Origin of the sequence: Streptomyces fumanus, from assembly GCF_014655295.1 — a bacterium.
Classification (GTDB): domain Bacteria; phylum Actinomycetota; class Actinomycetes; order Streptomycetales; family Streptomycetaceae; genus Streptomyces; species Streptomyces fumanus.
Map to the genome: position 1 here is coordinate 17,854 of NZ_BNBI01000007.1, position 12,359 is coordinate 30,212.

Genomic DNA, 12,359 nt, shown 5'->3' on the forward strand with positions numbered 1-12,359 from the left:
CCTTGCGGCCATGACGCGACGACTTGCTGAGGTGGCGAAGAAGGTCGGGGTCAGCGAGGCCACGGTCAGCCGGGTGCTCAACAGCAAACCCGGCGTCTCCGAGGCCACCCGGCAGGCGGTGCTCTCCGCCCTGGACGTCCTCGGCTACGAGCGCCCCACCCAGTTGCGCGGCGAGCGCGCCCGGCTGGTCGGCCTGGTCCTGCCCGAGCTGCAGAACCCGATCTTCCCGGCGTTCGCCGAGGTCATCGGCGGGGCGCTGGCCCAGTTGGGTCTCACCCCGGTGCTGTGCACCCAGACCAAGGGCGGCGTCTCCGAGGCCGACTACGTGGATCTGCTGCTCCAGCAGCAGGTCTCCGGCGTGGTCTTCGCCGGCGGGCTCTACGCCCAGGCCGACGCGCCGCACGGCCACTACGAGCGGCTCGCCGAGCGCAACATCCCGGTGGTGCTGGTCAACGCGTCCATCGAGCACCTCGGCTTCCCCGGCGTCTCCTGCGACGACGCCGTCGCCGTCGAGCAGGCGTGGCGGCACCTCGCCTCCCTCGGCCACGAGCGGATCGGGCTGGTGCTCGGCCCCGGCGACCACCTGCCGTCCCGGCGCAAGCTGGCCGCCGCCCGCTCCCTCGGCGACCTGCCCGACGAGCACGTGGCCCGCGCCATGTTCTCCATCGAGGGCGGTCACGCGGCGGCCGCCCGGCTGATCGACCGGGGCGTCACCGGCTTCATCTGCGCCAGCGACCCCCTCGCCCTCGGCGTGGTCCGGGCCGCCCGGCGCAAGGGCCTCGACGTGCCCGGGCGGATCTCGGTCGTCGGCTACGACGACTCCGCGCTGATGAACTGCACCGAACCGCCGCTGACCACCGTCCGCCAGCCCATCGAGGCCATGGGCCGTGCCGTGGTGGAGCTGCTGAACACGCAGATCGGCGGCGGTTCGGTGGCCGCCGAGGAGCTGCTGTTCGAGCCCGAGCTGGTGGTCCGCGGCTCCACCGCGCAAGCCCCCCGGCAGTGAGGCGTCCCGAAGATCCGCCCGGCTGTCGCATAATTACAGATTCTGCGTGACATCTTGCGGACCGGTGGTGCCGGTGCTTGAGTGTGCGGCGCCCACCGCTCCTGTCCCTAAGGGGTCATCGATGTCACGCACCGGGTTCCGCCGTACCTTCGCCGCGTTGAGCGTCTGCTCGCTCGCCCTGGCCGTCTCCGCCTGCGGGTCGGGCGACGACGGCTCCGCGAGCGGCAAGACCCGCATCACGGTCAACTGCATGCCGCCCAAGAGCGCCCGCACCGACCGGCAGTTCTTCGAGGCGGACATCGCCGCGTTCGAGAAGGCCAACCCGGACATCGACGTCGTCCCGCACGACGCCTTCCCCTGCCAGGACCCCAAGACCTTCGACGCCAAGCTCGCCGGCGGGCAGATGGAGGACGTCTTCTACACGTACTTCACCGACGCCCGGCACGTCGTCGACATCGGCCAGGCGGCCGATCTCACGCCGTACGTCAAGGAGTTGAAGAGCTACGGCACCCTGCAGAAGCAGTTGCGGGACATCTACACCGTCGACGGCAAGGTCTACGGCATCCCGCGCACCGGCTACTCGATGGGCCTGATCTACAACAGGGCCCTGTTCGAGAAGGCCGGCCTCGACCCGGACGACCCCCCGGCCACCTGGGACGAGGTCCGCGCGGCCGCCAAGAGGATCGCCGCCCTCGGCGACGGCACCGTGGGATACGCCGACTACAGCGCCCAGAACCAGGGCGGCTGGCACTTCACCGCCGAGCTGTACTCACGCGGCGGCGAGGTGGTGAGCGCCGACGGCGAGCGGGCCACCGTCGACACCCCCGAGGGCCGCGCCGTCCTCCAGACCCTGCACGACATGCGCTGGACCGACGACTCCATGGGCAGCAAGCAGCTCCTGGTCATCAACGACGTGCAGCAGATGATGGGTTCGGGCAAGCTCGGCATGTACCTCGCCGCCCCCGACAACATCCCGATCCTGGTCAAGGAGAAGGGCGGGAACTACAAGGACCTCGCGCTGGCCCCCATGCCCGGTGGCGAGGCCACCCTCATCGGCGGCGACGGGTACATGGTCAACAAGAAGGCCAGTCCCGAGCAGATCCGCGCCGGACTGAAGTGGCTCGACCACATGTTCCTCACCCCCGGGGACGGCTTCCTCGGCGACTACGCCCGCGCCAGGAGCAAGGACGCCCCGGTGGGCCTGCCCGAGCCCCGGCTGTTCACCGGCGCCGCCGACGCCGAGGACCAGCGGGTCAAGAAGGCCAACGCCAATGTCCCGGTGGAGAACTACCGGCCCTTCCTCGACGGCAACCAGAGCCTGGAGATGAAGATCGAGCCGCCGCACGCCCAGCAGATCTACTCCGTCCTCGACGGCGTCGTCTCCGCCGTCCTCACCAAGGAGGACGCGGACATCGACCGGCTCCTCGAAGACGCCTCCGGGAAGATCGACAGCATCCTGGCCCGGGGCTGACCGGCGATGAAGACGGCTGAACGACGCCCGGCCGAGGCCGTCGAGGTCCGTCCGGTGCGGACGCCGCCCCCGAGACCGCACCCGTGGCGGCGCCGCCTCGCCGACCAGGGCCGCGCCTACGCCTTCCTGCTCGGCGGAGTGCTCTGCTTCGCGCTGTTCTCCTGGTACCCGGCGATCCGCGCGGTGGTCATCGCCTTCCAGAAGTACACCCCGGGCGCGGAGGCCGAGTGGGTCGGCACCGCCAACTTCACCCGCATCCTGCACGACCCGGAGTTCGCCGACGCCTGGCGCAACACCCTCACCTTCACCGTGCTGGCGCTGCTCATCGGCTTCGCGGTCCCCTTCGTCCTCGCCCTGGTCCTCAACGAACTGCGGCACGCCAAGGCGTTCTTCCGGGTCGTGGTCTACCTGCCGGTGATGATCCCGCCGGTGGTCAGCGCCCTGCTGTGGAAGTGGTTCTACGACCCCGGCGCCGGCCTCGCCAACGAGGCGCTGCGCTTCCTGCACCTGCCCACCTCGAACTGGTCCAACGGCGCCGACACCGCACTGGTCTCCCTGGTCCTCGTCGCCACCTGGGCCAACATGGGCGGCACCGTCCTGATCTACCTCGCCGCCCTCCAGTCCGTCCCCGGCGAGCTGTACGAGGCCGCCGAACTGGACGGCGCGAGTCTGCTCCAGCGCGTCCGGCACGTCACGGTCCCGGCGACCCGGTTCGTGATCCTGATGCTGATGCTCCTCCAGATCATCGCGACGATGCAGGTCTTCACCGAGCCGTTCGTCATCACCGGCGGCGGCCCGGAGAACGCCACCGTCACCGTCCTGTACCTGATCTACAAGTACGCCTTCCTCTACAACGACTTCGGCGGCGCCTGCGCGCTGAGCGTCATGCTCCTGCTGCTGCTCGGCGCGTTCTCCGCCGCCTACCTCCGGCTCACCCGCTCCGACGGGGAGGACGCATGAGTGCCACCCGTACCCTGGTGTCCCCGGCCGTCCTGGCCCGGCCGCGCGGAAAGGCCGTCTACTGGGCCGTGTTCACCGGTGTGGTCCTGCTGTTCGCGCTCGCCTTCCTCTTCCCCGTGTACTGGATGGTCACCGGCGCGATGAAGTCCCCGGACGAGGTGGCCCGCACCCCGCCCACCGTCGTCCCCGAGCGGTGGCACACCAGCGGGTTCACCGACGCCTGGGAGCTGATGCGGCTGCCGGTCCACCTGGGGAACACGGTGGTGCAGGCGGCCGGCGCCTGGCTGTGCCAGCTCGTGCTGTGCACGGCCGCCGCGTACGCCCTGTCCAAGCTGCGGCCGGCCTTCGGCAAGGTGATCCTCGGCGGCATCCTGGCCACGCTGATGGTCCCCGCCCAGGCCCTGGTGGTGCCGAAGTACCTGACCGTCGCCGACCTGGGGCTGCTCAACGACCCGCTCGCGATCTGGCTGCCGGCCGTCGCCAACGCCTTCAACCTGTACCTGCTCAAGCGGTTCTTCGACCAGATCCCCCGGGACGTGCTGGAGGCCGCCGCGATCGACGGCGCCGGGAGGCTGCGGGTGCTGTGGTCGATCGTGCTGCCCCTGTCCCGTCCGGTGCTGGGCGTGGTGTCGATCTTCGCGCTGGTCGCGGTCTGGCAGGACTTCCTGTGGCCGCTGATGGTCTTCTCCGACACCGACCGGCAGCCGATCAGCGTGGCGCTGGTGCAGTTGTCGCAGAACATCCCGCTGACCGTGCTCGTCGCCGCGATGGTGATCGCCAGCATCCCCATGGTCGCGCTGTTCCTGGTCTTCCAGCGGCACATCATCGCCGGCATCAGCGCGGGCGGCACCAAGGGCTGACGCCCACCCCCCGCGCGCACCTCCCCGCGCGGCAACGCCCCTCCCGAGAAGCGCCCCCGCCGAGAAGAAAGGCACCCACCGTGGGACAGCCCACCCCTGCCCGGTCCGCCGACTGGTGGCGCTCCGGCGTCATCTACCAGGTGTACGTCCGCAGCTTCGCGGACGGCGACGGCGACGGCACCGGCGACCTCGCGGGCGTCCGGGCGAAACTGCCCTACCTCGCCGCACTCGGCGTCGACGCCCTCTGGTTCACCCCCTGGTACCTCTCCCCGATGAAGGACGGCGGGTACGACGTCGCCGACTACCGGGCCGTCGACCCCGCCTTCGGCACCCTCGCCGAGGCCGAGAAACTCATCGCCGAGGCCCGCGAACTGGGCATCCGCACCATCGTCGACATCGTCCCCAACCACGTCTCCGACCAGCACCCCTGGTTCCGCGCCGCCCTCGCCGGAGGTCCCGAGCGGGAGCTGTTCCACTTCCGCCCCGGACGCGGCCCGCACGGCGAACTCCCGCCCAACGACTGGCGCTCGGAGTTCGGCGGCCCCGCCTGGACCCGGCTGCCCGACGGCGACTGGTACCTGCACCTGTTCGCCCCCGAGCAGCCCGACCTCAACTGGGAGCACCCGGCCGTCCGCCAGGAACACGAGGACATCCTGCGCTTCTGGTTCGAGCGCGGGGTGGCCGGCGTCCGCATCGACTCCGCCGCCCTGCTGGTCAAGGACCCCGCGCTGCCGGACTTCACCGAGGGCGTCGACCCGCACCCCTACGTCGACCGCGACGAACTCCACGACGTGTACCGCTCCTGGCGGGCCGTCGCCGACGAGTACGGGGGGATCTTCGTCGGAGAGGTGTGGCTGCCCGACACCGAGCGCTTCGCCCGCTACCTCCGCCCGGACGAACTGCACACCGCCTTCAACTTCTCCTTCATGACCTGCCCCTGGGACGCGGACGGGCTGCGCGCCGCCATCGACACCACGCTCGCCGAACACGCCCCCGTGGGAGCCCCCGCCACCTGGGTGCTCTGCAACCACGACGTCACCCGCACGGTGACCCGGTACGGGCGGGCCGACACCGGCTTCGACTTCGCCACGAAGACCTTCGGCGTACCCAGCGATCCCGCCCTCGGCACCCGGCGGGCGCGGGCCGCCGCGCTGCTCTCCCTCGCGCTGCCCGGCGCGGTCTACGTCTACCAGGGCGAGGAACTCGGGCTGCCCGAGGCCGACATACCCCTCGACCGGATCGAGGACCCGATGCACGCCCGGTCCGGCGGGGTCGACCCCGGGCGGGACGGCTGCCGGGTGCCGCTGCCGTGGGCGGCGGACGAGCCGTACGCGGGGTTCGGATCCCGGACGGAGCCGTGGCTGCCGCAGCCCGCCGGGTGGGGCGCGTACGCGGCCGACCTCCAGGCGGCCGACCCCGGGTCGATGCTCGCCCTGTACCGCGCGGCGATCCGGCTGCGGTCGGTCTTCGGGGACGGGCCGTTGTCGTGGCTGCCGGCTCCCGACGGGGTGCTCGCGTTCGACCGGGGTGGGGTGGCCGTGGTGGTGAACCTTTCCGGCGAATCCGTGTCGCTTCCGTCGTACCGCCGGGTGCTCTTGAGCAGTGTGCCGCTCGACTCGGACGGGCGGTTGCCGTCGGATGCGGCGGTGTGGTTGCGGCGGTCGTGAGTCCGCGGGTGCGTTGTGGTTGATCGCGCCCGCGCGGCGGAGCCGCACATCGACACAGCCCCGCGCCCCTGGAGGGGGCGCGCATCCCTGACCCCCACTTGAAGGGAACCGAACATGTCACTCGCCAGATCCGCTCAGCTCGTCTCGGTCGTCGCGCTCGCCGCCGGCGGCCTCGTCGCGCTCTCTCCCGGCCCCGCACACGCTGCCGCCGGAGCCACCCTCCCCTTCACCTCCGTCGAGGCGGAAGCCGCCGTCACCAGCGGTACGAAGATCGGGCCCGACTACACGCAGGGCACCCTCGCCTCGGAGGCGTCGGGGCGGCAGGCCGTGCGGCTCGGGGCCGGGCAGCGGGTGGAGTTCACCGTGCCCCGGACCGCCGACGCCGTGACCGTCGCCTACAGCGTCCCCGACGGGCAGTCCGGCGCGATGAACGTCTACGTCAACGGGGAGAAGCTCGCCCGGACCCTCCCCGTCACCTCCAAGTACTCCTACGTCGACACCCCGTGGATCACCGGCTCCAGGACCCACCACCTGTACGACAACGCCCGGCTGCTGCTCGGGCAGACCGCGCAGCCCGGGGACAAGGTCGCCTTCGAGGCGGTGAACACGCAGGTCACCGTGGATGTCGCCGACTTCGAGCAGGCCGGGGCTGCGGCTAGCAGGCCCGCCGGTTCGGTCTCCGTCACCGACAAGGGCGCCGACCCCACCGGGCAGGGCGACTCTACGCAGGCGTTCCGGGAGGCCATCGCCGCCGCGCGGGGCGGCACGGTGTGGATACCGCCGGGGGAGTACCGGGTCACCTCGTCCCTCAGCGGCGTGGAGAACGTGACCCTCCAGGGCGCCGGGGCCTGGCACTCGGTGGTCCGCGCCTCCCGCTTCATCGACCAGTCGAACTCCGCGGGCCAAGTCCGCATCAGGGACTTCGCGGTGATCGGCGAGGTCACCGAGCGCGTCGACTCCAGCCCCGACAACTTCGTCAACGGCTCCCTCGGGCCCAACTCGTCCGTCTCCGGGATGTGGCTCCAGCACCTCAAGGTCGGCCTGTGGCTCACCGGCACCAACGACAACCTGGTCGTCGAGAACAACCGCATCCTCGACACCACCGCCGACGGCCTCAACCTCAACGGCAACGCCCGGGGCGTGAAGGTCCGCAACAACTTCCTGCGCAACCAGGGCGACGACGCGCTCGCCATGTGGTCGCTGAACGCGCCGGACGTGAACAGCAGCTTCGAGAACAACACCGTCAGCCAGCCCAACCTGGCCAACGGCATCGCCGTCTACGGCGGCACCGACATCACCGTCCGCGGCAACCTGGTCGCCGACACCAACGCGCTCGGCAGCGGCATCGCCATCTCCAACCAGAAGTTCCTCGACCCCTTCCACCCGCTGGCCGGCACCATCACCGTCGACGGCAACACCCTGGTCCGCACCGGTGCGATGAACCCCAACTGGAACCACCCGATGGGCGCGCTGCGCGTCGACTCCTACGACAGCGCCATCGAGGCCCAGGTGCGGATCACCGGCACCACGATCACCGACAGCCCGTACAGCGCCTTCGAGTTCGTCTCCGGCAGCGGGCGCGGCTTCGCGGCGAAGAACACCACCGTCGACGGCGCCACCGTGAACCGGACCGGCACGGTCGTCGTGCAGGCCGAGGCGCCGGGCGCCGCCACCTTCCGCAACGTGACCGCCACCGGGGTCGGCGCCGCCGGCGTCTACAACTGCCCCTTCCCGGCGGGCTCGGGCACCTTCACGCTCACCGACGGCGGCGGCAACTCGGGCTGGAGCAGCACCTGGTCGGACTGCTCGACCTGGCCGCGCCCGGGGCAGGGCGACCCCGGCCCCGACCCCACCCGCAACCTGGCCAGGGGCCGTGCCGCCACCGCCACCGGCTCGCAGGACGTCTACACGCCCGGCAAGGCCGTCGACGGCGACGCCCACACCTACTGGGAGTCGGCCAACAACGCCTTCCCGCAGTCCCTCACCATCGACCTCGGCGGCACCGAGCCGGTACGGCGGCTGGTGCTGAAGCTGCCGCCGCAGGCCGCCTGGGGCGCCCGTACCCAGACGCTGTCGGTGCAGGGCAGCACCGACGGCTCGGCGTACTCCACGCTCGTCGCGTCGAAGGAGTACCGCTTCGACCCGGCCACCGGCAACACGGTGACCGTCCCGGTGACCGGCAGCCTCCGCTACCTGCGCCTGCACGTCACCGGCAACACCGGCTGGCCGGCCGCCCAGTTCAGCGAGGTGGAGGCGTACCTGTCCTGACCGCCTGCGCGACGGTGCCGGGGGTCACAGATCCAGTACGAGCCGTTTCCCCCGGCACCGGGACACGCAGATCAGCATGGTCTCCCCGGCCGCCCGCTCCTCCTCGGTGAGCACCGAGTCCCGGTGGTCGGGGACGCCCTCGACGACCTCGGTCTCGCAGGTCCCGCAGGTGCCCTCGGTGCAGGAGTACAGCACCTCGGCCCCGGCGGCGCGGACCGCGTCGAGGACGGAGACCCGCGGCGGCACGGTGACGCTGCGGCCGCTGCGGGCGAGGACGACCTCGAACTCCGCGTCCTCGCCCGCCGGCCGCTCCTCGGGCCGGAACCGCTCCGTGCGCAGCACCTCCGGCGGGCACCGCTCCTCCACCGCGTCCAGCAGCGGCCCGGGGCCGCAGCAGTAGACGAGGGTGTCCGGCGGCAGGCGGTCGAGGACGGCGGCGAGGTCGAGGAGCCCGGTCTCGTCCTCGGGGGCGAGCGTGACCCGGTCGCCGTAGGCCGCCAGTTCCCCGGTGAACGCCATGGAGGCGCGGCTGCGCCCGCCGTACAGCAGGGTCCACTCGGCGCCCGCGGCCTCGGCGGCGGCCAGCATCGGCAGGATCGGGGTGATGCCGATGCCGCCGGCCACGAACCGGTAGCGCGGGGCGGGTTCCAGCGGGAAGTGGTTGCGCGGCCCGCGCACCCGCACTTCGGCGCCCGGCGCCAGCTTCTCGTGCACGTACGCCGAGCCGCCCCGCCCGGCCGGTTCGCGCAGCACCGCGACCCGCCACACCTCGCGGTCGGCGGGGTCGCCGCACAGGGAGAACTGCCGCTCCAGGCCCGGCGCGAGCAGCAGGTCGAGGTGGGCGCCGGGCGTCCACTCGGGCAGCGGCTCACCGAGCGGGTGGCGCAGGGTCAGCACCCGCACACCGTCGGCGGCCGGGCGGGCGTCCGCGACGACGAGTCCGGCTTCGTACGGGGTCATCGACCGTTTCCTCGGGGTTCGGGTCCGTGCGGGTGGTCCAGCAGCCACTCCCACATCGCCACCGGGTCCTCGGCGCGGTGCTCGGCGCCGCAGTGGCAGGTGCCGTGCAGGGTGTCCGTGCCCGGCAGCCAGTCGACGCGGTAGACCTCGCCGGTGGCGGTCATCGGGCGGGCTCCGCGGGCTGGTCGCCCTCCCGCACCAGGCGGGCCAGGATGCGGCGGGCGGCCAGGCCGCCGGTGTCGATGTTGATGCTGAGTTCCTGGTAGCCGGCGCGCTCGGTGCCCAGGGTGCGCTGGAGCAGGTTCAGGGCGTCGACGTCCTGCATCACGACGGTGTGGTTGTTCTTCCGGAGGAACTCGGTGACCTCGGCGTCCTTGGTCGCCCAGTCCCGGGAGACCGCCCAGAAGTCGTACACCTTGCCCTCGGCGGACGGGGTGATCGCGTACGTGATCTCGGTGTGGAAGCCGCCCGGGTCGCTGCCGTCCGCCTCCGGGAGCACCCCCACCGGCGCGACCCGGCTGTGCAGCAGATACAGGCACGGGGCGTGGTACTCGATGTCCTGCCAGCGCGAGATCCGGCCGCTGATGCCGGTCGACCTGGCGTAGAACGGCGGGCACTCGGCGTCGTCCATGTGCCGGCTGACGCGGACGACGCCCGCGCCCTCGTCGACCTCCGTGGTGATCGGTGTCTCGGCGACCTCGGGGGTGCCGATGTACCCGCCGTGCAGATAGGTCTCGTGCGAGAGGTCCAGGAGGTTGTCGACCAGCAGCCCGTAGTCCGCGTCGATCGGCTCCATGCCCCGGACGGTGACCCAGCCGGGGGAGTCCAGGTGCCGGGCGCGCGGGATGGCGCCGGGGTCGGCGAGCGCCGGGTCCCCGATCCACACCCACACCAGTGAGTCCCGCTCGGCCACCGGGTAGGAGGCGACCCGCGCGGTGCGCGGCACCCGCTTCTGGCCCGGCACGTACACACAGGTGCCGGTCGTGTCGTACGTGAACCCGTGGTAGCCGCAGACGACCCGGTCGCCGTCGAGCCGTGTCGGCGCCTCGGAGAGCGGGAAGCGGCGGTGCACGCACCGGTCGTGCAGCACGACCGGTGTGCCGCTCTCCTCGCTCCGGTACAGCACGAGCGGCTCCCCGAGCACCGTCCGGCCGAGCAGCTCCCGGCCGACCTCGTGGGCGTAGGCGGCGACGTACCACTGGTTCCTGGCGAAGGCGGTCATGTGCGGCATGGGTGTCCCGTCCCTGTCGGCGGGGCGCCGTCGCCCCGCGTGCCGTGGTCGGACTCAGGGTCGTGAGCCTCGCACCGGCTTGGCAAGGCGGCTTCTGCCAGGCGGAAGAGCTTCTGCACAGGGCCTGTTCAGGGCCCTGTTCCGGGCGTCAGCCGTCGAGGGCCAGGGCCGCCCGTCCCGCCTCGGCGGGATCCGTGCCCGGGGCGAGCACGAGCAGCCAGTGCGGCGAGAGGCGCACGGCCGTGGCGACGGCGTCGGACGCGGCGGCGTTTCCGGCCGTTCTGGGGAGCAGGACGAGAACGCCGTCCGGCCGCTCGCGGGCACCGCCCTGGATCGGACGGCCCGGTGGATGCAGGGCGACCGTGGCGCCATGAGCGCCGAGCTTCGCGGCGACGGCACGGGCGGAGCCGCCCTGGCCGATGACGACGATGCGCCGTCCGGCCAGCGACGTCGACTCGGCCGGGGTGGGCAGGGGCGGCAGGAGGAGGGGGACGGGCACGGCCGGTACCGCGACACCGGGTTTGCTCATGGACGGTTGCCTCCGGAACTCTCGGTGGTCGACGTCGGGCCGGGAGTGCCGGGCGGTGCGGGGGAATCCGGCCGGTGGCCGCGCCACCGTCTGGCGCCAGGCGCTACCGCCCTGGTGGTCCGTGCGGACGGCTGTGCCGTGTCCGCGGCCTTGAGCGCCCCGACCTCCAGCCCCGCCGGTGCGGCGCCCGTGCGCCGGCCGGCATGCGGAAGCGCCTGTCCCCGCCTCGCAGGGGACAGACGCTTCCGTGCCGCCTCCCTGCGGCCCGGTCCTCGCCGTCCGTGGGGGAGCGGGGGCCAGGTCGTCCGGGCCGCAGGGAGCGCTCACCCCCGGTGCAGCAGGCCCTCGACCAGGTGCAGTCGCGGCAGCGTGCCCGGGACGGTCCGCACGCTCTGCTTCTCGATGCCGGTCTCCGCGAACAGTTTCTCGAAGCCGGCCAGACCGTGCTTCTGCCCGCCGACGTTCATCAGCAGGAAGAGGTCGAGCATGGTGGTGATCCGCATCTCGTCCGGGTGGGCGTCCACCAGGCTGTCGATGATGATCACTCGGGCTCCGGGCGGAGCGCTGGCGGCGATGTTGCGGAGCACGGCACGGGAGCTTTCGTCCGGCCAGTCCAGGAGGTTCTTCAAGATGTAGACGTCCGCCTCGACCGGAACCGACTCCAGGCAGTTGCCCGGCATGAGGGTGGCCCGGGACGCCAGTCGGCCGCCTTCGGCGATGTCCTCGTGGGCGCCCGCCACGACTTGTTCGAAGTCGAAGAGCACGCCGTGCAGGGACGGGAACCGGTCGAGCAGGGTGCGCACCAGAAGGCCCTGGCCGCCGCCGATGTCGACGACCTTTCCGACGCCGGTCAGATCGATGGTCCGCGCGACGATGTCGGAGCTGCGGACGCTGGAGTCCGTCATGGCCCGTGCGAACAACTGCTCGTCGTCGGGCGCGTCCTCCCGCAGGTAGTCGTAGAACTCCTTGCCGAAGATCGACGGGATGACGGACTTGCCGGTGGTGAGCGCCTCCTGCAGGAGCGGCCAGGCCCGCCAGGTCCACGGCGCGCCGATCCACAGGACGAGGTTGCGGATGCCGTCGGGGGAGTCCTCGCGCAGCGGCAGTGACGCGGCGGTGTGCGCGAAGCTCCGCTCGCCGACCTCCTCGAAGACGCCGCAGGTGGTGAGGGCGCGCAGCAGTCGGTACAGCAGATCGGGGTCGAGGCCCGCCTGGTCGGCGAGCTCCTCGACCGGGACGGGCTTGTCGTCGATCATGTCGGGGATCTTCATCCGGGTGGCTGTCTGGAGGGCGGCCGCGTTGCCGGCCGCGAAAGCCAGCTCCCCCAGCCTCCGGATGCCGGCGTCCCCGGCCGCTTGCGAAACGGTCATGAATGGCCTCGCGATCGATGCGGTCTCCAGGTGCTGT

At 72.0% G+C, this 12,359-nt stretch carries 11 protein-coding genes; 6 read left to right on the forward strand and 5 right to left on the reverse strand.

Features of this window, described 5'->3' with window-relative positions:
- Nucleotides 1–10 precede the first annotated feature (10 nt).
- From IE316_RS16520 to IE316_RS16545, 6 genes are all read left to right on the forward strand, one after another.
- Complete coding sequence (locus tag IE316_RS16520; RefSeq protein ID WP_190205119.1) at nucleotides 11–1,006, forward strand: LacI family DNA-binding transcriptional regulator; 996 nt, start codon at nucleotides 11–13, stop codon at nucleotides 1,004–1,006.
- A 121-nt stretch (nucleotides 1,007–1,127) separates the two neighbouring features.
- Nucleotides 1,128–2,477 carry an ABC transporter substrate-binding protein gene (locus IE316_RS16525; RefSeq protein WP_190205120.1) on the forward strand — a complete coding sequence of 450 codons (1,350 nt, stop codon included), beginning with the start codon at nucleotides 1,128–1,130 and terminating at the stop codon, nucleotides 2,475–2,477.
- A gap of 6 nt (nucleotides 2,478–2,483) precedes the next feature.
- Nucleotides 2,484–3,437: a carbohydrate ABC transporter permease gene (locus IE316_RS16530; RefSeq protein WP_190205121.1), complete on the forward strand. Its 954-nt coding sequence runs from the start codon at nucleotides 2,484–2,486 to the stop codon at nucleotides 3,435–3,437.
- On the forward strand, nucleotides 3,434–4,297 hold the full coding sequence (locus IE316_RS16535; protein ID WP_190205122.1) for a carbohydrate ABC transporter permease: 864 nt from the start codon (nucleotides 3,434–3,436) through the stop codon (nucleotides 4,295–4,297). The genes IE316_RS16530 and IE316_RS16535 overlap by 4 nt, the downstream gene beginning before the upstream one ends.
- 80 nt (nucleotides 4,298–4,377) lie before the next feature.
- Nucleotides 4,378–5,964, forward strand: coding sequence for a glycoside hydrolase family 13 protein (locus IE316_RS16540; RefSeq protein ID WP_190205123.1), 1,587 nt, complete (start codon nucleotides 4,378–4,380; stop codon nucleotides 5,962–5,964).
- A gap of 114 nt (nucleotides 5,965–6,078) precedes the next feature.
- A complete protein-coding gene (locus tag IE316_RS16545) occupies nucleotides 6,079–8,232 on the forward strand; it encodes a discoidin domain-containing protein (protein ID WP_190205124.1) in 2,154 nt (717 codons plus the stop codon).
- Nucleotides 8,233–8,256: 24 nt separating this feature from the next.
- On the opposite strand, the gene IE316_RS16550 is transcribed toward IE316_RS16545, so the two are convergent.
- The 5 genes from IE316_RS16550 to IE316_RS16570 all read right to left on the reverse strand — a co-directional run bounded on the left by IE316_RS16550 (nucleotide 8,257) and on the right by IE316_RS16570 (nucleotide 12,322).
- On the reverse strand, nucleotides 8,257–9,192 hold the full coding sequence (locus IE316_RS16550; protein ID WP_190205125.1) for a PDR/VanB family oxidoreductase: 936 nt from the start codon (nucleotides 9,190–9,192) through the stop codon (nucleotides 8,257–8,259).
- Entirely contained in the window at nucleotides 9,189–9,356 is a 168-nt protein-coding gene (locus tag IE316_RS16555) for a hypothetical protein (RefSeq protein WP_190205126.1), read from the reverse strand. Before IE316_RS16555 ends, IE316_RS16550 begins: the two co-directional genes overlap by 4 nt.
- Nucleotides 9,353–10,423, reverse strand: coding sequence for a Rieske 2Fe-2S domain-containing protein (locus IE316_RS16560; RefSeq protein WP_190205127.1), 1,071 nt, complete (start codon nucleotides 10,421–10,423; stop codon nucleotides 9,353–9,355). The genes IE316_RS16555 and IE316_RS16560 overlap by 4 nt, the downstream gene beginning before the upstream one ends.
- A 148-nt stretch (nucleotides 10,424–10,571) precedes the next feature.
- Complete coding sequence (locus IE316_RS16565; protein WP_190205128.1) at nucleotides 10,572–10,952, reverse strand: hypothetical protein; 381 nt, start codon at nucleotides 10,950–10,952, stop codon at nucleotides 10,572–10,574.
- Nucleotides 10,953–11,275: 323 nt separating this feature from the next.
- Nucleotides 11,276–12,322 (reverse strand): methyltransferase, encoded by a 1,047-nt coding sequence (locus tag IE316_RS16570; RefSeq protein WP_190205129.1) that lies wholly within the window; start codon nucleotides 12,320–12,322, stop codon nucleotides 11,276–11,278.
- Nucleotides 12,323–12,359 lie beyond the last annotated feature (37 nt).